The organism is Microbacterium sp. LWO14-1.2, from assembly GCF_038397715.1.
Lineage (GTDB): Bacteria > Actinomycetota > Actinomycetes > Actinomycetales > Microbacteriaceae > Microbacterium.
This window is the reverse complement of the sequence record NZ_CP151633.1, coordinates 3,512,072-3,535,936: the sequence shown is the minus strand read 5'-3', so window position 1 is coordinate 3,535,936 and position 23,865 is coordinate 3,512,072. Positions and strand designations below refer to the sequence as shown.

At 69.4% G+C, this 23,865-nt stretch carries 28 protein-coding genes; 14 read left to right on the top strand and 14 right to left on the bottom strand.

The annotated features are described in order from the left end of the window. Nucleotides 1–3: 3 nt before the first annotated feature. The 3 genes from MRBLWO14_RS17085 to MRBLWO14_RS17075 are packed head-to-tail and all read left to right on the top strand — an operon-like array spanning nucleotide 4 to nucleotide 2,665. Nucleotides 4–1,245: a glucose-1-phosphate adenylyltransferase gene (locus tag MRBLWO14_RS17085; RefSeq protein ID WP_341934263.1), complete on the top strand. Its 1,242-nt coding sequence runs from the start codon at nucleotides 4–6 to the stop codon at nucleotides 1,243–1,245. A gap of 53 nt (nucleotides 1,246–1,298) precedes the next feature. Continuing rightward, complete coding sequence (gene serB / locus MRBLWO14_RS17080; RefSeq protein ID WP_341934262.1) at nucleotides 1,299–1,934, top strand: phosphoserine phosphatase SerB; 636 nt, start codon at nucleotides 1,299–1,301, stop codon at nucleotides 1,932–1,934. Between the two features lie 32 nt (nucleotides 1,935–1,966). Next, on the top strand, nucleotides 1,967–2,665 hold the full coding sequence (locus tag MRBLWO14_RS17075; RefSeq protein WP_341934261.1) for an alpha/beta hydrolase: 699 nt from the start codon (nucleotides 1,967–1,969) through the stop codon (nucleotides 2,663–2,665). 13 nt (nucleotides 2,666–2,678) lie between these two features. Here the strand turns inward: MRBLWO14_RS17075 and MRBLWO14_RS17070 are convergent, their stop codons facing one another. Next, nucleotides 2,679–3,389: a beta-ketoacyl-ACP reductase gene (locus tag MRBLWO14_RS17070; RefSeq protein WP_096715495.1), complete on the bottom strand. Its 711-nt coding sequence runs from the start codon at nucleotides 3,387–3,389 to the stop codon at nucleotides 2,679–2,681. A gap of 340 nt (nucleotides 3,390–3,729) precedes the next feature. On the opposite strand from MRBLWO14_RS17070, the gene MRBLWO14_RS17065 reads away from it, so the two are divergent. The 4 genes from MRBLWO14_RS17065 (at nucleotide 3,730) to MRBLWO14_RS17050 (ending at nucleotide 5,534) form a co-directional block, all read left to right on the top strand. Then, a complete protein-coding gene (locus MRBLWO14_RS17065) occupies nucleotides 3,730–4,101 on the top strand; it encodes a DUF4190 domain-containing protein (protein ID WP_341934260.1) in 372 nt (123 codons plus the stop codon). 76 nt (nucleotides 4,102–4,177) lie between these two features. After that, the gene (locus MRBLWO14_RS17060; RefSeq protein WP_341934259.1) at nucleotides 4,178–4,534 is read left to right on the top strand and encodes a DUF3099 domain-containing protein; all 357 of its coding nucleotides are present in this window, start codon (nucleotides 4,178–4,180) and stop codon (nucleotides 4,532–4,534) included. Next, nucleotides 4,531–4,725 (top strand): hypothetical protein, encoded by a 195-nt coding sequence (locus tag MRBLWO14_RS17055; RefSeq protein ID WP_341934258.1) that lies wholly within the window; start codon nucleotides 4,531–4,533, stop codon nucleotides 4,723–4,725. Before MRBLWO14_RS17060 ends, MRBLWO14_RS17055 begins: the two co-directional genes overlap by 4 nt. Further along, nucleotides 4,722–5,534: an SURF1 family protein gene (locus MRBLWO14_RS17050; protein WP_341934257.1), complete on the top strand. Its 813-nt coding sequence runs from the start codon at nucleotides 4,722–4,724 to the stop codon at nucleotides 5,532–5,534. The genes MRBLWO14_RS17055 and MRBLWO14_RS17050 overlap by 4 nt, the downstream gene beginning before the upstream one ends. A gap of 20 nt (nucleotides 5,535–5,554) precedes the next feature. On the opposite strand, the gene MRBLWO14_RS17045 is transcribed toward MRBLWO14_RS17050, so the two are convergent. Beyond that, nucleotides 5,555–6,136, bottom strand: coding sequence for a pyridoxamine 5'-phosphate oxidase family protein (locus MRBLWO14_RS17045; protein WP_341934256.1), 582 nt, complete (start codon nucleotides 6,134–6,136; stop codon nucleotides 5,555–5,557). A 42-nt stretch (nucleotides 6,137–6,178) separates the two neighbouring features. Continuing rightward, complete coding sequence (locus tag MRBLWO14_RS17040; RefSeq protein ID WP_096715500.1) at nucleotides 6,179–7,777, bottom strand: ABC-F family ATP-binding cassette domain-containing protein; 1,599 nt, start codon at nucleotides 7,775–7,777, stop codon at nucleotides 6,179–6,181. Nucleotides 7,778–7,953: 176 nt separating this feature from the next. On the opposite strand from MRBLWO14_RS17040, the gene MRBLWO14_RS17035 reads away from it, so the two are divergent. The 4 genes from MRBLWO14_RS17035 (at nucleotide 7,954) to MRBLWO14_RS17020 (ending at nucleotide 11,915) form a co-directional block, all read left to right on the top strand. Continuing rightward, nucleotides 7,954–8,574: a VTT domain-containing protein gene (locus MRBLWO14_RS17035; RefSeq protein ID WP_341934255.1), complete on the top strand. Its 621-nt coding sequence runs from the start codon at nucleotides 7,954–7,956 to the stop codon at nucleotides 8,572–8,574. Nucleotides 8,575–8,579: 5 nt separating this feature from the next. Beyond that, nucleotides 8,580–9,833 (top strand): histidine kinase, encoded by a 1,254-nt coding sequence (locus tag MRBLWO14_RS17030; protein WP_341934254.1) that lies wholly within the window; start codon nucleotides 8,580–8,582, stop codon nucleotides 9,831–9,833. Continuing rightward, entirely contained in the window at nucleotides 9,830–10,501 is a 672-nt protein-coding gene (locus MRBLWO14_RS17025) for a response regulator transcription factor (RefSeq protein ID WP_341934253.1), read from the top strand. Before MRBLWO14_RS17030 ends, MRBLWO14_RS17025 begins: the two co-directional genes overlap by 4 nt. A gap of 97 nt (nucleotides 10,502–10,598) precedes the next feature. Next, nucleotides 10,599–11,915 (top strand): acyltransferase, encoded by a 1,317-nt coding sequence (locus tag MRBLWO14_RS17020; protein ID WP_341934252.1) that lies wholly within the window; start codon nucleotides 10,599–10,601, stop codon nucleotides 11,913–11,915. Here the strand turns inward: MRBLWO14_RS17020 and MRBLWO14_RS17015 are convergent. Genes MRBLWO14_RS17015 through MRBLWO14_RS17005 form a run of 3 tightly spaced genes read right to left on the bottom strand, consistent with a single transcriptional unit; the run spans nucleotide 11,862 to nucleotide 13,763 of the window. Then, nucleotides 11,862–12,455 (bottom strand): energy-coupling factor transporter transmembrane protein EcfT, encoded by a 594-nt coding sequence (locus MRBLWO14_RS17015; RefSeq protein ID WP_341934251.1) that lies wholly within the window; start codon nucleotides 12,453–12,455, stop codon nucleotides 11,862–11,864. The two genes, MRBLWO14_RS17020 and MRBLWO14_RS17015, sit on opposite strands and share 54 nt — an antisense overlap. After that, nucleotides 12,452–13,126: an ABC transporter ATP-binding protein gene (locus tag MRBLWO14_RS17010; RefSeq protein WP_341934250.1), complete on the bottom strand. Its 675-nt coding sequence runs from the start codon at nucleotides 13,124–13,126 to the stop codon at nucleotides 12,452–12,454. The genes MRBLWO14_RS17015 and MRBLWO14_RS17010 overlap by 4 nt, the downstream gene beginning before the upstream one ends. Before the next feature lie 52 nt (nucleotides 13,127–13,178). Next, a complete protein-coding gene (locus tag MRBLWO14_RS17005) occupies nucleotides 13,179–13,763 on the bottom strand; it encodes a biotin transporter BioY (protein ID WP_341934249.1) in 585 nt (194 codons plus the stop codon). A gap of 53 nt (nucleotides 13,764–13,816) precedes the next feature. Here MRBLWO14_RS17005 and MRBLWO14_RS17000 point away from each other — a divergent pair, with 53 nt between their 5' ends. Further along, the gene (locus MRBLWO14_RS17000) at nucleotides 13,817–14,386 is read left to right on the top strand and encodes a TetR family transcriptional regulator (protein ID WP_341934248.1); all 570 of its coding nucleotides are present in this window, start codon (nucleotides 13,817–13,819) and stop codon (nucleotides 14,384–14,386) included. A gap of 1 nt (nucleotide 14,387) precedes the next feature. Here MRBLWO14_RS17000 and MRBLWO14_RS16995 read toward each other — a convergent pair whose 3' ends face one another. From MRBLWO14_RS16995 to sufB, 7 genes are read right to left on the bottom strand one after another with little or no spacing between them, the layout of a single operon-like run. Then, a complete protein-coding gene (locus tag MRBLWO14_RS16995) occupies nucleotides 14,388–15,770 on the bottom strand; it encodes an MFS transporter (RefSeq protein ID WP_341934247.1) in 1,383 nt (460 codons plus the stop codon). Then, nucleotides 15,767–16,921 (bottom strand): aminotransferase class I/II-fold pyridoxal phosphate-dependent enzyme, encoded by a 1,155-nt coding sequence (locus MRBLWO14_RS16990; RefSeq protein WP_341934246.1) that lies wholly within the window; start codon nucleotides 16,919–16,921, stop codon nucleotides 15,767–15,769. Before MRBLWO14_RS16990 ends, MRBLWO14_RS16995 begins: the two co-directional genes overlap by 4 nt. Before the next feature lie 2 nt (nucleotides 16,922–16,923). After that, entirely contained in the window at nucleotides 16,924–17,256 is a 333-nt protein-coding gene (locus MRBLWO14_RS16985; RefSeq protein WP_096715510.1) for a metal-sulfur cluster assembly factor, read from the bottom strand. A 9-nt stretch (nucleotides 17,257–17,265) separates the two neighbouring features. Next, nucleotides 17,266–18,036 (bottom strand): Fe-S cluster assembly ATPase SufC, encoded by a 771-nt coding sequence (gene sufC / locus MRBLWO14_RS16980; RefSeq protein WP_144872859.1) that lies wholly within the window; start codon nucleotides 18,034–18,036, stop codon nucleotides 17,266–17,268. Next, nucleotides 18,037–18,363, bottom strand: coding sequence for a non-heme iron oxygenase ferredoxin subunit (locus MRBLWO14_RS16975; RefSeq protein ID WP_341934245.1), 327 nt, complete (start codon nucleotides 18,361–18,363; stop codon nucleotides 18,037–18,039). Continuing rightward, nucleotides 18,360–19,565: a Fe-S cluster assembly protein SufD gene (gene sufD / locus MRBLWO14_RS16970; protein WP_341934244.1), complete on the bottom strand. Its 1,206-nt coding sequence runs from the start codon at nucleotides 19,563–19,565 to the stop codon at nucleotides 18,360–18,362. The genes MRBLWO14_RS16975 and sufD overlap by 4 nt, the downstream gene beginning before the upstream one ends. A 1-nt stretch (nucleotide 19,566) precedes the next feature. After that, nucleotides 19,567–20,985 (bottom strand): Fe-S cluster assembly protein SufB, encoded by a 1,419-nt coding sequence (sufB, locus tag MRBLWO14_RS16965; protein WP_341934243.1) that lies wholly within the window; start codon nucleotides 20,983–20,985, stop codon nucleotides 19,567–19,569. A 235-nt stretch (nucleotides 20,986–21,220) separates the two neighbouring features. Here sufB and MRBLWO14_RS16960 point away from each other — a divergent pair, with 235 nt between their 5' ends. Both MRBLWO14_RS16960 and MRBLWO14_RS16955 read left to right on the top strand, forming a co-directional pair. Further along, nucleotides 21,221–22,354, top strand: a complete 1,134-nt coding sequence (locus MRBLWO14_RS16960; protein ID WP_341934242.1) for a COX15/CtaA family protein — start codon at nucleotides 21,221–21,223, stop codon at nucleotides 22,352–22,354. Between the two features lie 105 nt (nucleotides 22,355–22,459). Continuing rightward, nucleotides 22,460–22,936, top strand: coding sequence for a hypothetical protein (locus MRBLWO14_RS16955; RefSeq protein ID WP_341934241.1), 477 nt, complete (start codon nucleotides 22,460–22,462; stop codon nucleotides 22,934–22,936). Here MRBLWO14_RS16955 and MRBLWO14_RS16950 read toward each other — a convergent pair. Next, on the bottom strand, nucleotides 22,882–23,787 hold the full coding sequence (locus MRBLWO14_RS16950; protein WP_341936225.1) for a heme o synthase: 906 nt from the start codon (nucleotides 23,785–23,787) through the stop codon (nucleotides 22,882–22,884). The genes MRBLWO14_RS16955 and MRBLWO14_RS16950 overlap by 55 nt on opposite strands. Nucleotides 23,788–23,865: the final 78 nt, after the last annotated feature.

The window sequence follows — 23,865 nt, the reverse complement described above, 5'->3', positions numbered from 1 at the left end:
TGCATGTCAGCACCAAAGAAGGTCTTCGGGATCATCCTCGCCGGTGGCGAAGGCAAGCGACTCATGCCGCTCACGGCCGATCGCGCGAAACCCGCCGTCCCCTTCGGCGGACAGTACCGCCTGATCGACTTCGCGATCTCCAATCTCATCAACTCGGGTCTGCGGCAGATCGTGGTGCTCACGCAGTACAAGTCGCACAGCCTCGACCGGCACATCTCGCAGACCTGGCGCATGTCGGCTCTCCTCGACTCCTATGTCGCCTCGGTGCCGGCGCAGCAGCGTCTCGGCAAGCGCTGGTTCTCGGGGTCGGCCGACGCGATCCTCCAGAGCATGAACCTGCTGAACGACGAGAAGCCCGACATCGTCGTCGTGATCGGCGCCGACCACGTCTACCGGATGGACTTCCGTCAGATGCTCGACGCCCACATCGAATCGGGAGCGAAGGCGACCGTGGCCGGCATCCGCCAGCCGCTCGCGATGGCGTCGCAGTTCGGTGTGATCGACGCCGACACCGAGACCGGACGCATCAAGCAGTTCCTCGAGAAGCCGACCGACGCAACCGGTCTCGCGGACTCCCCGCACGAGGTGCTGGCGTCGATGGGCAACTACATCTTCGACGCGGACGCACTGATCGCCGCCGTCGAAGCGGACGGCGAGTCCCCCACGTCAGGGCACGACATGGGCGGCGACATCGTCCCCTACTTCGTCGACCGCGGCGAGGCCGGGTACTACGACATGAAGCAGAACGACGTGCCGGGCTCGTCGCCGCGCGATCGCTCGTACTGGCGCGACGTGGGTACCATCGACTCCTTCTTCGACGCGCACCGCGACCTCATCGCGACGCTGCCGATCTTCAACCTGTACAACATGGAGTGGCCGATCCACTCGCAGGCGGTCAACTCCCCGCCCGCGAAGTTCGTGCGCGACTCGGTGGGGCGCATCGGCAACGCGATCGATTCGATCGTCTCGCTCGGGTCGGTGCTGTCCGGCACACACCTGGAGCGCAGCGTCGTCGGGCCGTGGACCCTCGCCGGCGGCGGGTCGACGATCACGGACTCCGTGGTCTTCGACCATGTGCAGGTGGGCGCGGGCTCCCGGGTGCATCGCGCGATCCTCGACAAGAACGTCATCCTCGCGGACGGCGCGACGGTGGGCGTGGATCGTGAACGAGACCTCGCCCGCGGCTTCACCGTCACCGACTCGGGCATCACCGTGGTGGGGAAGGGCGTCTTCATCGATCGGTGACGCCGGGCGACGCCCGGTGCGGAGCGCGCTGCCGCGCTCGGTAGGCTCGTCGGGTGACCGCCGCGCGCTTCCTCGTCGTCCTCGATGCCGATTCCACCCTCATCCGCAACGAGGTGATCGAGTTGATCGCCGACGAGGCGGGGCGACGTGCCGAGGTGCGGGCCGCGACCGAGGCCGCGATGCGCGGTGAGATCGACTTCGCTACCAGTCTGCGCTCTCGGGTCGCCGCGCTCGAGGGCGTTCCCCTCGCGCGGCTGGACAGGGTGCGTGCACGAGTCGAGCCGACGCCGGGTGTGCACGAGCTGACCGCAGCCGTGCATGAGCGCGGCGGTGTCGTCGGCGTCGTGTCGGGCGGATTCCACGAGATCCTCGACCACGTCGCCCCTCAGCTCGGCGTCGACCGCTGGCGGGCGAACCGCCTCGCCGTGGCCGACGACGCCCTTGCGGGTGTCGTGGACGGCGAGATCGTGGATGCCGCGGCCAAGGCCTCGTCGCTGCAGGAATGGGCCGACGAGCTCGGGGTCCCCCGTCACGCCACCATCGCGATCGGCGACGGCGCGAACGACCTGCTGATGATGGGCGTCGCCGGGCTCGGTCTCGCCTTCAACGCGAAGCCCGCAGTGCAGGCCGCGGCGAGCCTCGTGATCGGGCCGCAGGACCTCGCCGAGGTCATCCCGCTGCTGCCGTAGCGGATGTCGGAGGCCCGGTCTATCGTCGGGCCATGGACATCATCCTCATCCCCGGGCTGAGGCTCGACGCCTCCAGCTGGAACGACGTGACCGCCGAGCTCGAACGCGCCGGCCACCGTGTGCACGCGCTCACCATGCCGGGGGTCGGAGCCCCGGCATCCGAATCCGCCGACATCGGCATCTCCGACTGGGTCGCCGCGGGCGTCGCCGCCGTCGACGACCTCGCCGGACCCGTCGTGGTGGTCGGGCACAGCGGCGGAGGAAACGTCGCGTGGGGTGTCGCAGACGCTCGGCCGGATGCCGTGTCCCGCGTGATCTTCGTCGACACCGTCCCACCTCCGTCGGGCTTCGGCATCAGCGAGTTCGAGGTCGTCGACGGCGTCGTGCCCTTCCCCGGGTGGGACACCTTCGACGCCGATGACGTCGCAGACCTCGACGAGCACACTCGCGCACGCACGGCTCCCCTGACCAGGAGCGTCCCCGCGCGCGTGCCGACAAACGACATCGTGCTCGAGGGCGGTCGGCACCGGGTGCCCGTGACTCTGCTGATGGGCGGTCTCGATCAGACCTCGCTGGAGGCGCAGCTGGAGAACTGGGGCCCCTACGCCGCGGAGTTCCGGGCGATCACCGACGCCGAGGTCGTGAGGATCGGCTCGGGCCACTGGCCGCAGTTCTCCGTGCCGAGCCGCCTCGCGGAACTCATCGACGCGGCGGTCACGCGTAACCGGTGACGCTCGTCCGTCGTCAGTGACCCATCCCGAGTCCGCCGTCGACCGGGATGACGGCGCCGGAGATGTATCCCGCGTCGTCGCCGGCGAGCCAGGTGACGACGCCGGCCACCTCGTCGGGCGTCGCGAAGCGCCCGGCCGGGATACTCGCCTTGTACTGCTTCTGCGTGTCCTCGGGCAGTTCCGCGGTCATGTCGGTCTCGATGAAACCGGGGGCCACGACATTCGCCGTGATCCCGCGCCCGCCGAGCTCGCGGGTGAGGGAACGCGCGAACCCGACCAGCGCGCTCTTCGACGCCGAGTAGTTGACCTGCCCGGCCGAGCCGAGCAGTCCGACCACGCTGGAGATGAGGATGACGCGACCGAACCGCGCGCGCAGCATGCCCTTCGAGGCACGCTTGACCACGCGGAAGGTACCGCCGAGGTTGGTGGCGACGACGCTGTCGAAGTCGTCCTCGCTCATGCGCAGCAGGAGGGTGTCCTTCGTGATCCCGGCGTTCGCCACGACGATCTCGACCGGACCGAGCTGCTGCTCGACCTCGGTGAACGCGGCGTCGAGGGCCGCGGCATCCGTCACGTCCGCTCGCACGGTGAGCGTGCCCTCCGGCCCCTCGCCGCTGCGGGCTGTGACGGCGACGCGATAGCCGTCACGGACGAACCGCTCGGCGATGGCGCGGCCGATGCCGCGGTTTCCGCCGGTGACGAGGACGACGCGATCAGTACTCATTTCCCACTCCAGATCTGGCCGCGCAGGGTCGACGGCCGGGTCGCCAACGATCCTATCCGTCGCCCCTCGCGGGGCGTGGCCGCGTGTTTGACAGAACACCGGTGTGACTGGAACGCTGAACGCGACGAAAGGCATGCCCGTGAGCGACGACAACCACCCCTCCGGCGTACAGCCGACTCCCCCGCCGCCTCCGGCGGCTCCGCCTGCGCAGCCGTCTCAGCCGCCGCAGCCCCACGGTGCTGCGCCCGTGTATCCGCCGGCTCCCCCGTACTCCCCGGCCCCGTCGTATCCGTCGTCCACTCCTCCTCCGGCGCAGGCGTACCCTGGCGCAGTTCCGACGGTGGGCGCTGTACAGCCCTACGGCGCTCCTCCGCAGCAACAGCCGTACGGAGCCGCCTACCCCGCGTCGATCTACCCGGCATCGCGTCCGACGAGCGGGCTGGCGATCACGTCCCTCATCTGCGGCATCGCCGGCCTCGTCCTCTTCTGGGCGGTCATCCCGCTGATCGCTTCGATCGTCGCCGTGATCACCGGTCACATGGCGCTCCGTCAGACCAAAGCCGACCCGTCCGTCGGCGGTCGTGGCATGGCGTTCGCCGGCCTCATCATGGGGTACGTCATGGTCGCGGTCCTCGCGATCGGTATCGTCACGACCGTCATCAGCTTCCTGTTCCTCGGGGCGTTCACGATCCCGTTCATCTTCTCGTCCTGAGCGACCGCGGAGCGCGGCCGGACGGCGGCCTGTGAAGTGAGCCCTCGGCCCCGTAGCGGCGTAGGCTGGACTCATCGTGAAGAACAAGCGACTGGTCCCCGCTGTCACCTCCCTGCCGCAAGCGCCGCAGGTCGAGGCGGACCACCGCGTGCGTCGCTACGCGATCACGATGACCATCCGCATCGTGTGCTTCGCGCTGATGATGTTCGTGCAGCCGTACGGCTGGTACACGTGGGTCTTCGCGCTCGCGGCAGCAGTACTCCCGTACATCGCCGTCGTGTTCGCCAACGCCGGCAGCGACAGCACCGAGACGACGGCGGAGTCACCCGTGCAGGAGCTGGAGGCACCGGCTCCCCCGCCGACCGTGGTCGAGGAGACCGGCTCGGACCCGTTCGTGATCACGATCCACGAGAGCCGCAAGGGCGACGCGTGAGCGAACTGCAGTGCTCGCGTGCCGGCTGCCGGGACGCGGCGGTCGCTCAGGTGGTGTGGCGCAATCCGCGCATCCACGCTGCCGATCGTGAGAAGATCTGGCTGGCGTGCGCCGAGCACGTGGAGTTCCTGCGCGACTATCTCGCCGCCCGCGACTTCCCCGTGACCGTGCGAGACGGAGTTCCCTCATGAGCGCGCGGATGCTGCGATGGACCGTGTACGTGCTGATCGCTATCGGGTTCGCGATCGCCTGCGCGTTCCTGTCGAACTGGCAGTTCGACAGGAACGAGTCCCGGGCTGAGCAGATCGCACTCGTCGAGAAGAACTACGACGCCGAACCCGTCCCGCTGGCCGACCTCATCGGCACCGACGGTGAACTCGACCGCGGTGACGTGTGGCATCCGGTAATCCTCCGCGGAGAGTACCTCGCCGACGAGCAGCTCCTCGCCCGCAACCGGCCGCATGGCGGCACGAGCGCCTACGAGGTGCTCGTCCCGTTCCGCGACGTCGACGGCCGCGTGTTCATCGTCGACCGGGGGTGGGTGCCGCCCGGCGAAGGCGACTCGCCCGACGCCGTCCCTGCGCCGCCCGATGGCCAGGTCGAGGTCGTGGTGCGTCTGCGTCCGAGCGAGCAGTTGCCGGCATCCGGCCGCGGGGCTCCCGAGGGCCAGGTGCCGACGATCCACGTCCCCTCCATCGCGGACATCGTCGGCGGCGACGTGATCACCACCGCATACGGCCAGATCGTGAGCGAGGATCCCGCGGGCCGAGGAACACTCGGCGGCTTCGAGTCGCCCACCGACGACCCGGGGCCGCACCTGTCGTACGCGATCCAGTGGATCCTGTTCGCCCTCATGGGCTTCATCTTCATCGGCTACATCATCCGCACCGAGATCGTGAAGCACCGAGAGGAGCTCGAGGGAGCCCCCGCCACCGACAAGAAGCGCCGCAGGCGGGACGCCGACGCCGACGTCGAGGACGAACTGCTCGACGCGCGCTGAGCGAGGTCGCGTCCGCCCGCTCAGTCGACAGTGACGGTGTGCGACCAGCCGGACTCGGCCGGCACATAGACGACACGGGTGTGGCGGCGGTCTCGTGATCCCTGCCAGAACTCGATGCGATCGGGGACGATGCGCCAGAGCACCCAGTCCCCGTCGGCGACGCGCGCCTGGGCAGCCTGTGACCGAGCCGCAAGATCGGCAGCGCTCTCCTGAGCCGTCGCTTCCTCGACTCGACCGCGAACCCGGACGGCGCGCACCTGCGGCTGCCACCAGAAGTTGAGCGCTGCGGCCGGGGCGGCGCCGAGCTGCGCACCTTTCCGGGAGGACCGGGTGCTCGCGATCGCCCATCCGCGCTCGTCGACCCGCTTGAGGATGAGGGTCCGTGCGTCCGGCACCCCGTCGGCATCCACCGTCGCGAGCGTGGCGGTGTGCGGCTCGGGCACCGCCGCGGCATCCGCCGCCTCCATCCACTCGGCGAAGAGGACGACCGGATCCTCCGGCAGCGCGTCGAGATCCCATTCAGGCGCGTCACCGGTGAGGGCGTGCCTGCCCCGAAGCCCGTCGTTGAGCCTGGTGTCGAGCGTCGAGTCGTCGTGGGTCACGGTTCGAGCCTAGGACACGCGTGGACCCGACGACCGAGCCGGTCAGGCCAGCTCGATGAGCTCCTGATACTCCTGGTTCCAGATGTCCTCGACGCCGTCAGGCAGGATCAGCACGCGCTCGGGGTTGAGGGACTGCACGGCTCCCGGATCGTGCGAGACGAGCACCACGGCGCCCTCGTAGTGGGCCAGCGCCCCGAGGATCTCCTCGCGGGACGCGGGATCGAGGTTGTTGGTCGGCTCGTCGAGCAGCAGCAGGTTCGCGGACGACACGACGAGCGTCGCGAGCGACAGACGAGTCTTCTCGCCACCCGAGAGAACGCCGGCCGGCTTCAGCACGTCGTCTCCCGTGAACAGGAACGAGCCGAGCACCTTGCGCGCCTCGGTCTCGGTGATGTGCGGCGCAGCCGACACCATGTTCTCGAGAACCGAGCGGTTGACGTCGAGGTTCTCGTGCTCCTGGGCGTAGTAGCCGACCTTGAGGCCGTGTCCCGGTTCGAGCTGACCCGTGTCGGGCTGGTCGACGCCGGCGAGCATGCGCAGGAGCGTGGTCTTGCCGGCACCGTTGAGGCCGAGCACGACGACCTTCGAGCCGCGGTCGATCGCGAGGTCGACGTCGGTGAAGATCTCGAGCGAACCGTAGGACTTCGACAACCCGGATGCCATGAGCGGAGTCTTGCCGCAGGGCGCGGGCTTGGGGAAGCGCAGCTTCGCGACGCGATCCTCCTGACGCACGTCGTCGAGTCCCGCGAGGAGCTTCTCGGCACGCGCGATCATCTGATGCGCGGCAGCGGCCTTCGACGCCTTCGCACCGAATCGCGCAGCCTGCTGCTGCAGGGTCGTCGCCTTCTTCTCCGCGTTCGCGCGCTCCTTCTTGCGGCGCTCCTCGTCGGCGGCGCGCTGACGGAGGTAGTTCTTCCAGTTCATGTTGTACGCGTCGATGACCTGACGGTTCGCATCGAGGTAGAAGACCCGGTTGACGGTCTCGCCGACGAGCTCGACGTCGTGGCTGATGACGATCAGTCCGCCCTTGTAGTTCTTCAGGAACTCGCGCAGCCAGACGACGCTGTCGGCGTCGAGGTGGTTGGTCGGCTCGTCGAGGATCATGGTCTCGGCATCCGAGAAGAGGATGCGGGCCAGCTCGATACGACGGCGCTGACCACCGGACAGGGTCTTCAGCGGCTGGTCGAGGATGCGGTCGGGCAGCGAGAGGTTGTTGGCGATCGAGGCGGCCTCGGCCTCCGCGGCGTATCCGCCCTGGCCCTCGAACTGCTCGGTCAGACGCGCATAGCGCTTCATGGCCTTGTCGGCGACGGCGGGGTCGTCCGATCCCATCGCCACGGTCGCCTCCGCCATGCCGAGGGCGAGACTGCCGAGCCCGCGGGCGTCGAGGATGCGGGTGCGCGCGAGCATCTCCGGGTCGCCCGAGCGCGGGTCCTGCGGCAGGTAGCCCAGTTCACCCGAGCGCGTCACGTTCCCGCCCGACGGCAGCACGTCTCCTGCCAGCACCTTGGTGAGCGTCGTCTTGCCGGCCCCGTTGCGGCCGACGAGTCCGATCTTGTCGCCGTCGCTGACGCGGAACGACACGTTCTCCATGAGGAGACGTGCGCCCACGCGGATCTCGAGGTCGTGCACGGCAAGCACAGCGGATGTCCGTTCGTCAGAGGGGAAGTCGGCCGAGCGGCCAGCCTCCCAGTATAGATCGCCGCGCTGGGAGCACCCGCCGCGTCCTGACAGCCTGCGGATCTCACTCTGCAGGGTGAGACGGTCGATACTCGGGAGTGATGACCTCGACGGTGCGGCGTTCCTAACCTGCACAGGTGGACGTCATCAACGAGCTCATCCTGCACACCGTCGCTTCTCCGTGGCTGTACCTCGTGCTGTTCGCCGTGACCGTGATCGACGGGTTCTTCCCACCCGTCCCGAGCGAGACGGTGCTGGTCGCCGCGGCGGCGGTCGCTGCCTCCACGGGCGCCTGGTGGATGCTGGTGCCGCTCGGTCTCATCGCGGCGATCGGCGCCGCGATCGGCGACAACGTCGCGTTCGCGATCGGACGGTCGATGGGGACGACGCGCTGGGCGTGGATGCGACGGCCCCGGGTCGCCGCCGCGTTCGCCCACGCCGAGCACGCCCTCGACCGTCGCAGCGCCTCGCTGATCCTGGGCGCACGCTACATCCCGGTCGGTCGCGTCGCCGTCAACATGTCGGCCGGTGCTCTCGGGTTCGCGTGGCGCCGCTTCCTGCCGCTGAGCCTCGTCGCCGGCGCGAGCTGGAGCGCACTCAGCCTGGTCATCGGGCTCGTCGCGGGCAGCTGGGTCAGCGACCAGCCCCTGGTGAGCGCGGGCATCGGCATCCTGATCGCTCTCGTCCTCGGCCTCGTGATCGATCGGATCACGGCGGCCCGCCGTCGCCGCGCGCCGGTCGCGCACCTGGCAGGATGAAAGTCATGGCACGGGATCGGCAGCGCACGGAGCGCCCGCGTCTCACCCGCCGCGTGGTGGTCCTGTCACTGCTCGGCGCCGCGTCGGTCACGCTCTACGCCACCCTCGTGCCGCTCGCGGCCGTCCTCTACGGCACTCCCCTGCCCCTCTCGTTCATCCTGGCCGCCGCGGCCTGCGGCGCACCGCTGCTCGCCATCACCCGGCCGCGCTGGGCGATCGCCCTCTCCACAGCGGCCTCGTTCGCACTTCCCCTTCTGGTGCCCGGCGAGCTGGCGACCGAAGCGCCATGGCCCTGGTCGGTCCCGGCACTCCTCGCCTTCGTGCTCACCGTCAGCGTGGTGACGTTCCAGCACGGCGCACGACTCGGAGCCTTCCCCCTCGTGATCGGTGCGCTGGCGTCGCTGACGGCGCCCTTGCTGCGTTCGGAGGTCGTCTCGAGCGCTCCCGTGGCGGCGAACGTCACGGCGAACCTCATCGTCACGGCCTCGGTCGCCACCGCCGCCTACCTCATCTCCGCCCTCGTCGCCGGCCGGCTGCGCGTCGCGGCTGAGCTCACCAGGGAGCGCGAGCACTCGGCTCTCGAGGAGTCGCGGCGAGCCCTCGTCGAGGAACGCACGCGCATCGCGCGCGAGCTGCACGACGTGATCGCCCACAGCATGTCGGTGATCCAGGTGCAGTCGTCGACCGCGCGCTATCGGCTGCCCGAGCTCGACGAGGCCGCGGTCGCGGAGTTCGAGAGGATCGCGGCCACCGCCCGCTCGTCGCTGACGGAGATGCGGCGGATGCTGGGAGTGCTGCGCACCGAGGATCAGACCGTCGAGCTCGCACCTCAGCAGCGCATCGACGACATACCGGCTCTCGTCGACACGATCCGCCGCGCCGGGGTGACCGTCGGCCTGGAGATCACGGGCTCCGTCGCCGACGCACCGCAGGCGGTGCAGATCGCGGCGTATCGCATCACCCAGGAGGCTCTGAGCAATGCCGTCCGCCACGCGCACGGAGCGGCGGTGACGGTGCGCCTCCAGGCGGACGCAGCCGCCATCAGCATCCGGGTCCGCAACTCGCCGCCCGAGGAGGTCGCGGAGTCCCGGGGATCGGGTCACGGCCTGCGCGGCATGCGGGAGCGGGTCGAGCTGCTCGGCGGCACGTTCATCGCCTCCCCGACCGCAGATGGAGGCTGGGAGGTCACGGCGTCCCTGCCCTTCTCGACCGCCGCGCCCCGGCATCCTTCTGCCATTGACCCCGAGGAGACCTCGTGACCGTATCCGTCCTGATCGCCGACGACCAGGCGATGGTCCGCGCGGGCTTCGCCGCCCTGTTGGATGCGCATGAGGGGATCCGTGTCGCGGGGCAGGCCGCGACCGGTGCGGAGGCAGTGACGATGGCGGCCCGGCTGGACCCGGACGTGATCCTCATGGACGTGCGGATGCCGGAGGTCGACGGCATCGAGGCGACCCGCCGCATCCTCGGGCCGACCTATCCGGCCGCGCACGTGCCCCGCATCCTCATGCTGACGACCTTCGACATCGACGACTACGTGTACGACGCGCTGGAGGCGGGTGCGAGCGGGTTCCTGCTCAAGGACGCCCTGCCCGAGGAGCTCGTGCACGCCGTCCGGGTGGTCGCGGCCGGCGATGCACTGCTGGCTCCGAGCGTGACCCGGCGGATGATCGAGCAGTTCGCCGGACGCAGGCCCCGCGCTCCGAAGGCGTCGACCGCCCTCGCGGACCTCACGGATCGCGAGCGCGAGGTTCTCGTGCTGATCGGCAGGGGCCGCTCGAACTCCGAGATCGCCTCCGACCTGTTCATCGCCGAGCAGACGGTGAAGACCCACGTCGGCAAGGTGCTGTCGAAGCTGGGACTGCGCGATCGCGTGCACGCCGTGATCCTCGCCTACGACACGGGTCTCGTCGAACCCGCCTCCTGACTCCCTCTCCGGTAGGGGGTGGAACGACCCTCCGGTGTGATGCGGGCGGTCGCACCGGCTTCATACGCTCCTCGGACAGCTGATCCGAGGAGGACTCATGGCCATCGTCGAGGCACCCCGTCTCACCGCTCCGCCCGCGTCGGAGCCCCGGGGACGGGACACCGGGATAGACCTGCTCCGCGCCCTCTGCGTGCTCGGTGTCGTCGTGCTCCACGGCATCATGGTCGGCGTCACCGTGACCGACTCCGGCCCCGTCTTCGCGAACGCGAGCGACGGTGCATGGTGGATCGTCCCGGTCAGCTGGGCACTGCAGGTCATGCCGCTGTTCTTCGTCATCGGCGGGTTCGCGGGGTTCCTCGCCCATCGTCGCGCTGCGGAAAGGGGCGGAACCGCCGCGTCCTTCGTCGCCGGCCGCGTGCACCGGCTGCTCCGCCCTGCCGCGCTGTCGGTCGGCGTCGTGGGCGCATTCCTCGCCGTGCTGGGTCTGGCCGGTGTCCCCGCCGACATCGTCGCCACCGCCGGCTATCGATTCGGACAGCCGCTGTGGTTCCTCGGCGTGTTCCTCCTGTGCCAGGCGCTGCTGCCCGCTCTCGCCGCGGCCCACCGCCGGGCGCCCGTGGCGACGCTCTCGATGCTCGTGCTCGCGTCGATCGCCGTCGACGTCACGCGTGCGACCACCGGGGTCGACGGCATCGGCTTCCTGAACCTCGCGTTCGTGTGGCTCGCAGTGCAGCAGCTCGGGTTCTTCCTCGCCGACGGCACGATAGGTCGTCTGCGCCGCCGCACGGTCGCGATCACCGGGGGTGCCGCTCTCGGTGCCCTGATCTCGACCTTCCTCACGGGCGTCTACTCCCCCGACCTCGTCGCGAACATCAACCCGCCGACCGGTGCGCTGCTCCTCGTGGGCGTCGTGCACCTGAGCGCTGTCGTCCTGCTCAGGGAGCGCATCGCGCGCATCAGCCTGCGCCCGTTCCCCGCCGCGTTCTCTGCGTTCGTCAACCGTCGCACGATGACCGTCTACCTCTGGCACATGCCGGTCCTGCTGACGATGGCCGGTCTGACGGCCCTCGTGGCTCTGACGACGGGAGTCATGCCGTCCGAACCCGGGAGCGCAGGCTGGTGGACGGAGCGTCCGCTCTGGCTCGCGACCGCTCTTGCGGCGACCGCGCTGATCGCCGTGCTGCTCGGTCGATTCGAGAATCGCGCGGCCCCGGTGGCGACGACCTCGCATCGACGGCTGCGGTGGGCCGTGGTCCTCGGGATCGGCGGCGTCGTGACGCTGTTGACGACCGGTACCTCGGTCCTGACCGCCGTCATCGCGGTGCTCGCCTTCTGGCTCGCCGTGCGGCTCGCCCGCGGCTCAGACGAGCCCGCGCGCCGCGAGGGCATCGCCGACGTCGTCCGCGTGGCGTAGCGTGCGCACGAGCAACGGGACGATGCCGCGGATGCCGACCCGCACGTTCCGCGCCCGTTGCGCGTCACGCAGATCGCTCGCGAAACCGGCGACCACGGGGATCATCGTGATCGCGAGGGAGATCGTCATCGCGACGGCGTCCACGTCGACGCCCCAGCGGCGGAACGGCCGGAGGGCGCGACGCAGAGTCGCGAGCAGATCCCCCATGCGGGTGGTGAGCGTGAGCAGCCCGGCGAGCAGGATCAACGCGACCACGCGGGTCGAGCTCACCCAGGCGGCGATCGGCGACACGAAGACCCACAGGAACCCACCGAGCACCAGCACCAACCACCGGAGACGCCAGACCTCCGCCGCGAGCACTCGCCACGGCATCCGGGCCAGCACGTACAGAGCGCACACGCCGACCAGCACCCCCGTCGACGACCACGCGTCCAGCGCGAACGCCGACACGGCGATCGCGACGACGGCCAGTCCCGCGAGCTTGGGGGTGGCCGGCAGACGGTGCAGCATGCTGTCGCCGGGGCGGTAGAGCTGGATCATGCGCAGCTCCGGCGGTACTGCTCGATCACGACGGCGGGCCTCCCGGATGCCGCGACCCTCCCGTCCTCGAACAGCACCGCGTGGTCGCACCGCGCCGCGAGGTCGAGGTCGTGCGTGACGATGACCACCTGCGCGTCCTGCGCCAGCAGGAGGTCGCCGACGCGACGCGCGTTCCGAAGATCGAGCAGCGTGGTCGGTTCATCCGCCACGATCAGCGACGGCGTCGTCGCGAGCACGGAGGCCAGTGCGAGCAGCTGCCGTTGGCCTCCCGAGAGAGTCGACACCGGGGCATCGGCGTGATCGGCGAGACCGTGCTCGTGCAGGATCGCCGCGACGCGCAGGCTCGCCTCGGGGCTGGGAACATCGCGCAGAGAGAGTGCGAGATCCTCGGCGGGGGTCGGCATGAGGATCTGCGCCTGCGGGTCCGTGAAGACGAATCCGACCTCGCGACGCACCGCTCTGAGGTCTCGCTGCACGTCCCGTCCGCGCACGACGACTCTTCCACTCGTCGGGGCGACCAAGCCGTTCAGCAGGCGCGCGAACGTCGACTTGCCTGACCCGTTCGCGCCGATGACAGCGGTCCGCCGGGCGGAGAGGTCGAGCGTCACTTCCCGCAGGATCGTCCGACCCTCGCGCTCGACGGACACCCCGTCGACGGAGATTCCGTCCACCACGGCTCTGTCGACCGAGCGTCGGTCGACAGAGAACCCGGGGCCCTGGGCCTCAGACCGCACGGGCGCGAGCGGGCGCCGTCGAGCGCAGCCCGAACGCCGGCGGGTACGCGCGGCGCAAAGCCACGACGAGAGCGGTGGCGGCGGCGGCCTTGAGCAGGTCCCCCGGCAGGAAGGCGAGGCTCGACAGCGCGGTGGGCGCGAGATCCATGCCGAGCACGAACGCCTGCACCGGGATGCCGAAGGCATAGACCACCGCGATCCCGCCGACCACCACACCCAGCGCCGTGCGCCACCAGGTGATCCGGTTCGCGCGGACGATGAGACCGATCACGACGGCGCCCACCACCCATCCGAGGAGATACCCCGCTGTCGGTCCGACGAACACTCCGAGGCCGCCGCGTCCGCCGGCGAGGACGGGGAGCCCGACCGCCGCGAGGACGAGCACGAGCGCGACCGCGAGCGGCGCGCGACGGGGACCGAGAACGGCACCGGCGAGCATCACTCCGAGGGTCTGCGCGGTGATCGGCACGCCCCCGGGGAGCGGGATCGTGACGGTGCCGAGCACGACGATGAGCGCGGCGAAGACGGCGATGCGGGCGAGATCGCGGCCGATCTCGGTGCGGGGCTGGGTCATGGGTCTTCCTCCTGAACAGTGTTCACCTGAACGGTGTTCACTATAGTGAGGTCATGACTCCGGAGCACAACTCGGCACGACACGACCGCGACAGCGTCGCCGACGTCGCTCTCGCCCTGCTCGACGAGGTCGGCCTGGCCGATCTCTCGATGCGGCGGATCGCCGCCCGCCTCGACGTGCAGCCCAGCGCACTGTACTGGCACTTCTCGAGCAAGCAGGAACTGCTCGCCGCCCTCAGCGACCGGATAACCGCGCCCCTCCGCGCCGTCGCAGACGACGTCCTGCCGCTCGCCCGCCGCGTCCGCGACGCGCTCTTCACGTATCGCGACGGCGCCGAATTGGTGCTCAGCACCTCTGCCCTCGGACTCGGGTCGTCACACGCCCAATCCGCTCTCGAAGAAGCACTGCGCCGCGCCGGGGCCGACGACCCTCAGGACAAGGCCGTCGCACTGATGCACTTCATCCTCGGTCACGCGACCCTCGTGCAGCAGCGCATGCACGCCGACAGCTACGGAGCAGCGTCCCCCGCTGCCGGCGACGACGCGACCGCGGGCCTCGATCGCATCTTCGACCTGGGCATCACGGCTCTCGCCGGATCAACACGGTCGCGGTCCGCCGTCTGACTCACGGACCGGGAGTCGCGGCCGGCTCCGCGGCATGGCCGAGCCGCAGGCCCGGGATCAGCGCGACGACGATGAGCACGACGCAGAGCGCGAAGACCACGGGGAAGGCATCGACGCCTCCGCCGAGGGTGGCGACCGGGAGACCCGCCACCGCGATCACGATGGCAGCGCCCGTGGAGTCGGAGATCGACAGCGCCGACGAGTTGAACCCCTGGTTGCCCGGCTCCGAATAGGCCAGGGTGAGCACGGTGAGCCGCGGATAGAGCAGCCCCATCCCTCCCCCGGCGAAGCCCCAGCCGATCACGACGAGCACCGGCGACACGGCCCCCAGAGCAGCGAGGATCACCAGGACCATGGCGACGAACAGCAGCGCGAGGCTGAGCAGCGTGATGCGCAGGTTCCCGAGCCGTTCGCCGTACCGGCCCTGCAGCTGCGAGGCCCCGGCCCAGGCGAAGGCGGCGAACATGAGCGCGAGCCCCGCCCATGTCGCAGTGAAGCCGTACCGCTCGATGAGCAGGTAGGGGATGTAGGCCTCTGCCGCGAAGAACGTGCCGGCGACGATCCCCCGCATGAGCACCACGCTCGGCAGACCGCGTCCGGCGCGCAGGGTCCGACGAGGCAGCAGCGGCACCACGGCGACGGCGATCACGGCGATCGCCCCGAGGGCGACGGGCCAGCCGATCGCGGCATCCATGTCGGCACTGAACCCGACCACCACGGCGAACACCGCGACGACGACCGCCAGGGCCATGCGCACGACGAGGGCCCGACGGTCCTGCGGCTCCCCCTGCCCCAGGTCGAGTCCACGGAGGCGCACGGCGATCATCACGAACGCGACAGCGGTGAGAGCCGCGACGCCGAGGAACGCCCACCGCCAGTCGAGGTACTCCGCGACAGCCCCGGCGAGGAACGGTCCGATCATCGACGGCACCACCCACGCTGCCGCGAACGCGGCGAAGATCCGCCCGTGCAGATGCGGCGGGTAGAGCCGGGCCACGACCACGTACAGGGCGACGGTCTGTCCGCCGGTCCCGAGCCCCTGCACCAAGCGTCCGACGAGGAACTGGTGCATGGTCGTGGCGAACCCCGACAGCAGCAGGCCGATGATGAACAGGGCGACGGCGACGTACAGAGCTCCCCGGGGGCCGCGCGCGTCCGACCACGCGCCGGCGGCGACCATCCCGATCACGCTCGTCGCGAGCGTGCCCGCGAACGCGACCGCGTACAGCGCCTGCCCGTCGAGTGCGTCGCTGACGATCGGCATCACAGTGGTGACGGCCAGTGCCTCGATGGCAGCCAGGAAGATCAGGGCCACCGAACCGGCCGTCACCCAGACGCGCTCGCGGTCCCAGATGGAGACGGAGGCCGCGGCGGCGTCGCTCATCGGCCGACGAGCGCGGCGATGCGCTCGATGGCCTCGGTGATGATCTCCGGGCTGGTGCCGAAGTTCAACCGCACGTAGCCCGCACCCTCCGCGCCGAAGGCGGGACCGAAGTGCAGCGCCACCTTGGCTTCACGCAGGATGCGCCGGGACGGGTTGTCGCCCCACCCGAGTCCGGAGAGGTCGATCCACGCGAGGTAGCCGGCGTCCGGCATGCGGTACCGGGCCTCGGGGAGACGAGCCGCCAGCAGGTCTTCGAGCAGCACTCGGTTCTCGTCGAGGGTGCGCAACAGACCGTCGAGCCACGGGTCGCTCTCGTCGGAGAAGGCGGCGATCGCCGCGAGCAGACCGAGCTGTCCGGTGCGCCACTCCACCTCGATCGGGAGTCCGCGCACGACGGCGCTCGTCGTGTCGGATGCCGTGACCATGAGCGCGCATTTGAGTCCGGCGAGGTTGAACGCCTTGCTGGCGCTGACCACCGCGTACCCGACACGCTCGGCGGCCTCTCCCGTGTCGAGGAACGGCGTGAACCCCGTACCCGGCTGCGCGAGCGGCGCGTGGATCTCGTCGGAGACGACGGCGACCCCGAACTCGTCGGCCAACTCGGCGAGGGCGCGAAGGGACGCACGGTCGTGCACGGTCCCGGTCGGATTGTGGGGGTTGCAGAGCAGGATCGCCGTTGCACCGTCTTCGAGGGCCGAGCGGATGCCGTCGAGATCCAGCTCCCACGCGGTGCCGGTGTCGTGCAGCGGCACCCGCGCGACCTCGGCGCCCGCCTCTTCGACGAGGTCGTAGAACGGCGGGTACACCGGAGGCGTCACGACGACGCGCTCCCCCGGCTGGGTCACGCGTCGGAGGATCTCCACGATCCCCATGCTCACGTCCGCCGTGGTGCGCATGCGAGCCGGGTCCGGAGACCAGCCGAACCGGCGCTCGGCGAACGCCGCATACGTCGCCGGCAGCGGCGTGCGCGATGCGATGTAGCCGGTGTCGCCGATCTCGATGGCGTGATGCAGCGCCGCCGAGACCGCCGGAGCGAGCGGGAAGTCGGTCTCGGCGACGAACAGCGGCAGGACGTCCTCGGGGTACTCGCGCCACTTCTCGCTGCTGCGTTCCCGCAGCTCGGCCAGCGGCAGCGCCTTGACCTCGAGCATCCTCAGATCGCGAAGCCGAGGGCGCGCATCATGTCGCGGCCGTCGTCGGTGATCCGTTCCGGGCCCCACGGCGGCATCCACACCCAGTTGATGCGGAAGCGCTCGACGACGTTGTCCAGAGCCTGAGCGGTCTGGTCCTCGAGCACGTCCGTGAGCGGGCAGCCGGCGCTGGTGAGCGTCATGTGGATGACGAGAGCGTCGTTCTCGTCATCCCACGCGAGGTCGTAGATGAGGCCGAGGTCGACGACGTTGATCCCGAGCTCCGGGTCCATGACGTCTTTGAGAGCCTCGGTGACCTCGTCGTACTTCTCGTCGGTGAGGGTGGCGGCTGTCATGCGATCAGCCTACGCCTCGAGAGGAGCCGCGGGGTCGAGGAAACGGTCGTATCCCTCTTCCTCGAGACGGTCGGCGAGCTCGGGGCCGCCCTCCTCCACGATCTTGCCCGCGACGACGACGTGTACGTAGTCGGGGCGGATGTACCGGAGGATGCGCGTGTAGTGCGTGATGAGCAGCACGCCGAGGCCGGTGGCCTCCTTGGCGCGGTTGACGCCTTCGGAGACGATCTTCAGCGCGTCGACGTCGAGGCCGGAGTCGGTCTCGTCGAGAACGGCGAACTTCGGCTTCAGCACCTCGAGCTGCAGGATCTCGTGGCGCTTCTTCTCGCCGCCCGAGAAACCCTCGTTGACGTTGCGCTGCGCGAACTTCGGGTCCATGCGCAGGTTCGCCATCGACGCCTTGACGTCCTTCGTCCACTGACGGATCGAGGGCGCTTCGCCGTCGAGAGCCGTCTTCGCGGTGCGGAGGAAGTTCGTGACGGTGACGCCGGGGATCTCGACCGGGTACTGCATCGCGAGGAACAGACCGGCGCGCGCGCGCTCGTCGACGCTCATCTCGAGGACGTCCTGGCCGTCGAACGTGATCGAGCCGGAGGTCACGGTGTACTTCGGGTGACCGGCGATCGTGTACGCGAGGGTCGACTTGCCCGAGCCGTTGGGGCCCATGATCGCGTGCGTCTCACCGGTGTTCATGGTGAGGGTGATTCCGTTGAGGATCGGGGTGGTCCCGGCCTCGGTCTCGACCGTCACGTGCAGGTCGCGGATTTCGAGAACAGACATTCAGACTTCCTTCGTCACAGTCGGGTCGATGAGCACGTCGTCGCCGTCGATCTCGACGACGTAGACCGGGACGGGCTCATAAGCGGGGAGGTTCTGGGGCTTGCCGGTGATCAGCGAGAAGGCGGACCCGTGGGCCCAGCACTCGACCGTGTCACCCTCGACGAAGCCCTCGGACAGCGAGATGTCGCCGTGCGTGCAGGTGTCGCCGATCGCGTGGATCACGCCGTCGGAGTCCTTGATCACCGTGATCGGGACGCCGTCGGGCTCGACGCGCAGGGGGGTGTCGAGCTCGAGCTCGTCGACACCGCAGACGCGCTGTGCGGTCATGCGTTCACCTCGGCGAGCTCGGTCTCGATCGCGGCCAGCAGCTCCTCCTCGAGGGCGGGGATGCCGAGGCGCTGCACGATGTCGCTGAGGAAGCCCAGCACCACCAGGCGGCGTGCCTCCTCCTCGGTGATGCCGCGGGCCTGCAGGTAGAACAGCTGCTCGTCGTCGAAGCGACCGGTCGCGCTGGCGTGACCGGCGCCGAGGATGTCGCCGGTCTCGATCTCGAGGTTCGGGATCGAGTCGGCGCGAGCACCCTCGGTCAGCACGAGGTTGCGGTTCGCCTCGTAGGAGTCGGTGCCGGTGGCATCCGGCCCGATCAGCACGTCGCCGATCCAGACCGAGTGCGCGCTCTCGCCCTGCAGCGCGCCCTTGTAGAGGACGTCGCCCTTCGTGTGCGGGCCCTTGTGGTGAAGGTAGACCTGGCTCTCGAGGTGCTGTCCGGCATCCGCATAGGAGAGGCCGTAGAGGTACCCTTCGGAGCCGGCGCCCGCGAGCTCGACGCTCGGGTTCACGCGCACGACACCGCCGCCGAAGCTGATGACGAAGTGCTTGAGCGTGGCGTCCGCGGCGACGCGGGCCTGGTGAGCCGAGGCGTGCACGGCGTCGTCCTGCCACTGCTGCAGGCTGATCACGCTGAGCTTCGCGCCGTCGCGGACGATGATCTCGACGTTCTGCGCGTACTGCGCGGAGCCGGTGTGCTGAAGCACGACCGTCGCGGAGCTGTGCTCCAGCGCCTCGATCACGATGTGGGCGTCGGCGCGCTGATCGGCGCCCTGTCCCTCGATCGTGATGAAGACCGGCTCGGCGACCTCTTCTTCGCGCGGGATGCGGACGTGCAGCGCTTCGGTCGCACCCTGCCAGGCGACGGCCGACGTGATGTCCTCCGCGAGGAAGACCTCACCGCGCGGAGCCGCACCGGCGGCGAGCGGGGCGGCGAGGTACTGCTCCCCCGCGCCGAACGAGTAGGTCACACCGTCGGTCGAGCCGGCGACCGCGAACAGCGGCGCGAGCTTCGCGACGGGCGTGTGCTTCCAGTTGACCTCGCGCCCCGACGGGGTGCCGAAGTCGGTCGGCTCGAACGAGTGCGGTCGCTCGGAGCGCGTCTGGACCGGCACGAAGCCGGCATCGGCCACCTGGGCGGCGGGGTCCACGTGCGCGCTGGAGGAGCGCGACGCGGTGGGCGTCGTCGTAGGGGTCGTCATCTCAGCCGACCGATCCTTCCATGCCCATCTCGATGAGCTTGTTCAGTTCCATCGCGTACTCCATCGGCAGCTCGCGCGCGATCGGCTCGATGAAGCCGCGCACGATCATCGCCATCGCCTCGTCCTCGGGCATGCCGCGGGACTGCAGGTAGAAGAGCTGCTCCTCGCTGACCTTCGAGACCGTGGCCTCGTGGCCGAGCTGCACGTCGTCGACGCGGATGTCGATGGCCGGGTAGGTGTCGGAGCGCGACTTCGTGTCGACGAGCAGCGCGTCGCAGCGCACCGTGTTCGCCGAGTGGTGGGCATTCGCGTCGACGCGCACCTCGCCGCGGTATCCGGCGCGACCGCCGCCGCGGGCGATCGACTTCGAGACGATCGACGACTGCGTGTACGGCGCCATGTGGATCATCTTCGCGCCGGCGTCCTGGTGCTGGCCGGGACCGGCGAAGGCGACGGAGAGCGTCTCGCCCTTGGCGTGCTCGCCCATCAGGTAGATCGACGGGTACTTCATCGTCACCTTGGAGCCGATGTTGCCGTCGACCCACTCCATGGTCGCGCCCTCGTGAGCGACCGCGCGCTTGGTGACGAGGTTGTAGACGTTGTTCGACCAGTTCTGGATCGTCGTGTAGCGCACGCGGGCGTTCTTCTTCACGATGATCTCGACGACGGCCGAGTGCAGCGAGTCCGACTTGTAGATCGGGGCCGTGCAGCCCTCGATGTAGTGGACGTAGCTGTCCTCGTCGGCGATGATCAGGGTCCGCTCGAACTGGCCCATGTTCTCGGTGTTGATGCGGAAGTACGCCTGCAGCGGGATCTCGACGTGCACGCCCTTCGGGACGTAGACGAACGATCCGCCCGACCAGACTGCCGTGTTCAGCGCGGCGAACTTGTTGTCGCCGGCGGGGATCACGGTGCCGAAGTACTCCTCGAAGAACTCGGGGTGCTCACGGAGGGCTGTGTCGGTGTCCATGAAGATGACGCCCTGCTGCTCCAGGTCCTCGCGGATCTGGTGGTAGACGACCTCGGACTCGTACTGGGCGGCGACACCCGCGACGAGGCGCTGGCGCTCGGCCTCCGGGATCCCGAGACGCTCGTAGGTCTCGCGGATCTCCTCGGGGAGGTCCTCCCACGACTGCGCCTGCTTCTCGGTGGAGCGGACGAAGTACTTGATGTTGTCGAAGTCGATGTCGCTGAGGTCGGCGCCCCACGTCGGCATCGGCTTGCGCCCGAACAGCTGATATCCCTTGAGACGGGTCTTCAGCATCCATTCGGGTTCGCTCTTGAGGCTGGAGATCCCGCGGACCACCTCTTCGGAGATGCCACGTTGCGCGACCGCACCTGCGGCGTCCTCATCGTGCCATCCGAATTCGTACACCCCCAGGCCTTCGAGCTCCGGGCGGTCGATCAGCACATCCGACATCACACACTCTCCTCACAGGTCCCAAAACGGTGTAATCCGCCCCGACACACCTGATCCCCGTCGAGTCTGCGGGAGCGGGTGCCGTTGGTGGGCCCTCATCACCGGCGCTTCCATCGCGCCTAAACTGTTGACGATGCTTCAGCGCGGTCAGCGCTCATCGCAACAATCCGATTCTACAGGTTCCGCCTGACGACAGGGCCGCTCGCCGTGTCCGCCCCGCGGTTCGGAGAGACCAATGCCCGACACCACCACCGCCCCCTCCCCCCGCTCCGCCGTTCCGGTGGCGGCACGCACCGACGTGTGGGGACGGATGCTGCGGATCTTCGCCTGGCTGTCGTTCATCGCGGAGACGATCATCATCGGCACGGGTGGCGCCGTGCGTCTCACCGGGTCGGGACTCGGATGCTCGGAGTGGCCGCTCTGCACCCCCGAATCGCTCGTGCCGATCTATGCCGATCAGGGAATCCACGGAGTCATCGAGTTCGGCAACCGACTGATGACCGGCGTGGTCGGCATCATCGCCCTGGTCGTGGTGCTGCTGGTCCTCCAGCGCACGGGCGGCAGGCGCAGCGTCGTCTCCGCTCTCTGGTTCGCAGCCGGCGGCATCGTCGCCGCGGCCGTCGCCTTCGGGATCGCGACTCTCGTGGCGCACCTCGCCGCGCCCGGGTCCGACACGCCGGTGTTCTCGGTCGCCACCGCCGTGCTGCTCCTCGCCGTGATCGTCGCGGCCGTGCGGTTCACTCGACGCGCGCCGGAACGACGCGACCTCCTCGCTCTCGCCTGGATCGTGCTCATCGGCGTGGTGGCCCAGGCGCTGGTCGGCGGCATCACCGTCCTGACCGGGCTCAACCCGTTCATCGTCGGCTTCCACTACACCTCATCACTGCTGCTCGTGTGCGTGACGGCCGCTTTCCTCGTGCGCCTCTACGCGGTTCCCGGTCCGCGTGAGCGTGCGGTGCCGGCCTGGTTCGCCATCCTCAGCCACGTGACGGGACTCGCGCTCGCGGTGACCATCGTCTTCGGCGTGCTCACCACGGGCTCCGGCCCGCACTCTGGTGACGCCGACGTGCTGCGTCACGGCTTCGACGCGACCGTGCTCGCGCACGTGCACTCCTGGCCCGGCTACGTCCTCGCGGTTCTCGTGCTCGCGCTGACGGTGTCGGCCTGGGTGCTGAAGCTCGAACCGCGGAAGTGGCTTCTCGTGCTCGTGATCGCGATCGCGGTGCAGGTCGGCGTCGGCGTGTGGCAGGCGCGCGAGGGGCTCCCGCCGCTGCTCGTCGGCATCCACATGGTTCTGGCGTCGCTCTCCGCTGCGACGTACACGGTCGTGGTGCTGCACCTCAAGAAGCCGGTCGCCGCGAGGGACTGACCGCCCTCGGTGCGGTCAGCTCGGGGCGGTCGACGACCCCGCCGCACAGTGGATGCATAGCCCAGACATCAGGCCCTCATCGAGTCGTCCGGCACCGTGGCTGGCATGAACAAGTCACTCACACGCAGCATCGGCTTCTGGCTCCTCCTCGTCCTGTCGCTCGCTTCGGCGGGAGTGGGCGCGTGGCTCGTCGCCGGCCAGGTCGGCTCGATGACGACGACGCTGCTCGCCAACACCGCGACGGGAGTCGACGTGTACGTGGGACAGTCGCTCGTCGTCGTGGGAGCGGTGCTCCTCGGTGCCGGCATCATCGGCATCCTGATCGCCGTGGCACTGTCGGCCGTGCAGTCGCTGCTCCCGGCGGCCGCGCCGGTCGCCGTCGAGGCCATCGACTGGACCGCGCAGGAGCCGACGGTGGGCGAGCCGGCATCGCCCGAGCCGGCGGCAGACCGGCTCGACGAGACGGACGCGGAGACGTCAGCCGCCCCGGGCGACGCGGTGGTCGAGACGGCCGCCGACGACGAGCGTCAGAACGGCAGCAGCGGGTCGACCGCGACCGCGACGAAGATCAGCGTCAAGTAGGTGATCGAGGCGTGGAAGACCCGCATGGGCCGCGCCTCGTTCCCGCGCACGGCCTGGTTGTACAGGCGGTGCGACTCGTAGATGAACCATCCGCCGAACACGAGGGCGGAGACGGTGTAGACGAGGCCCATGCTCGCGATCGGGATGAGCAGCAGCGAGCAGGCGACGGTCGCCCAGGCGTAAAGGATGACCTGGAGGCCGACCTGCGACGCGTTGCGAGTCACGCCGAGCATGGGCACGTCGACGTCGTCGTAGTCGTCTTTGTACTTCATCGACAGCGGCCAGTAGTGCGGCGGCGTCCAGAGGAAGATGAGGGCGAAGAGGATGAAGGCCGGCCAGTCGAGGGATCCGGTGACGGCCGCCCAGCCGATGAGCACGGGGAAGCATCCGGCGATGCCACCCCAGATGATGTTCTGCTCGGTGCGGCGCTTGAGGATCATCGTGTAGATCACGACGTAGAAGAAGATGGCGGATGCCGACAGCGTCGCCGCGAGCCAGTTCGTCGTGAACCACAGCCAGACCGTCGAGAGGACGGCGAGCGTCCACGAGAAGATCAGCGCGCCGCGCGGGGTGATCTCCCCCGTCACGAGCGGGCGGTTCTCGGTGCGGTGCATGTGCGCGTCGATGTCGCGGTCGAGATACATGTTGAACGCGGCGGCGGAGCCGGCGCTCATGGAGCCGCCGATCACGGTCGCGACGACCAGCCACATGTTGGGGAGTCCGCCCTGGGCGAGGAACATCACGGGGACGGTCGACACGAGCAGGAGTTCGAGGACGCGCGGCTTGGTGAGGGCGACGTACGCCTTCACCGTGCGACCGATGGACTTCTTCACAACGGTCTGATCAGACATCGTCGAGATCTCGATCGCCTCCTCCGCATGCGTCACGACAGCTTTTCCAGTCTAAGGCACGCGGATGCCGGTCCCGAG

Bases quoted from the DNA above. Each gene is read 5' to 3' on its own strand.
- sufD (WP_341934244.1), bottom strand. From the start codon at position 19,565: ATGACGACCCCTACGACGACGCCCACCGCGTCGCGCTCCTCCAGCGCG.
- MRBLWO14_RS16950 (WP_341936225.1), bottom strand. From the start codon at position 23,787: ATGTCTGATCAGACCGTTGTGAAGAAGTCCATCGGTCGCACGGTGAAG.
- MRBLWO14_RS16985 (WP_096715510.1), bottom strand. From the start codon at position 17,256: ATGACAGCCGCCACCCTCACCGACGAGAAGTACGACGAGGTCACCGAG.
- MRBLWO14_RS17085 (WP_341934263.1), top strand. From the start codon at position 4: ATGTCAGCACCAAAGAAGGTCTTCGGGATCATCCTCGCCGGTGGCGAA.
- MRBLWO14_RS17020 (WP_341934252.1), top strand. From the start codon at position 10,599: ATGGCCATCGTCGAGGCACCCCGTCTCACCGCTCCGCCCGCGTCGGAG.
- sufC (WP_144872859.1), bottom strand. From the start codon at position 18,036: ATGTCTGTTCTCGAAATCCGCGACCTGCACGTGACGGTCGAGACCGAG.
- MRBLWO14_RS17015 (WP_341934251.1), bottom strand. From the start codon at position 12,455: ATGATCCAGCTCTACCGCCCCGGCGACAGCATGCTGCACCGTCTGCCG.
- MRBLWO14_RS17050 (WP_341934257.1), top strand. From the start codon at position 4,722: ATGAGCGCGCGGATGCTGCGATGGACCGTGTACGTGCTGATCGCTATC.
- MRBLWO14_RS17070 (WP_096715495.1), bottom strand. From the start codon at position 3,389: ATGAGTACTGATCGCGTCGTCCTCGTCACCGGCGGAAACCGCGGCATC.
- MRBLWO14_RS17075 (WP_341934261.1), top strand. From the start codon at position 1,967: ATGGACATCATCCTCATCCCCGGGCTGAGGCTCGACGCCTCCAGCTGG.
- sufB (WP_341934243.1), bottom strand. From the start codon at position 20,985: ATGTCGGATGTGCTGATCGACCGCCCGGAGCTCGAAGGCCTGGGGGTG.
- MRBLWO14_RS17030 (WP_341934254.1), top strand. From the start codon at position 8,580: ATGGCACGGGATCGGCAGCGCACGGAGCGCCCGCGTCTCACCCGCCGC.
- MRBLWO14_RS16990 (WP_341934246.1), bottom strand. From the start codon at position 16,921: ATGCTCGAGGTCAAGGCGCTGCCGCTGGCCGAGCTGCGGGAACGCAGC.
- MRBLWO14_RS16975 (WP_341934245.1), bottom strand. From the start codon at position 18,363: ATGACCGCACAGCGCGTCTGCGGTGTCGACGAGCTCGAGCTCGACACC.
- MRBLWO14_RS16960 (WP_341934242.1), top strand. From the start codon at position 21,221: ATGCCCGACACCACCACCGCCCCCTCCCCCCGCTCCGCCGTTCCGGTG.
- MRBLWO14_RS16955 (WP_341934241.1), top strand. From the start codon at position 22,460: ATGAACAAGTCACTCACACGCAGCATCGGCTTCTGGCTCCTCCTCGTC.
- MRBLWO14_RS16995 (WP_341934247.1), bottom strand. From the start codon at position 15,770: ATGAGCGACGCCGCCGCGGCCTCCGTCTCCATCTGGGACCGCGAGCGC.
- MRBLWO14_RS17005 (WP_341934249.1), bottom strand. From the start codon at position 13,763: ATGACCCAGCCCCGCACCGAGATCGGCCGCGATCTCGCCCGCATCGCC.
- MRBLWO14_RS17000 (WP_341934248.1), top strand. From the start codon at position 13,817: ATGACTCCGGAGCACAACTCGGCACGACACGACCGCGACAGCGTCGCC.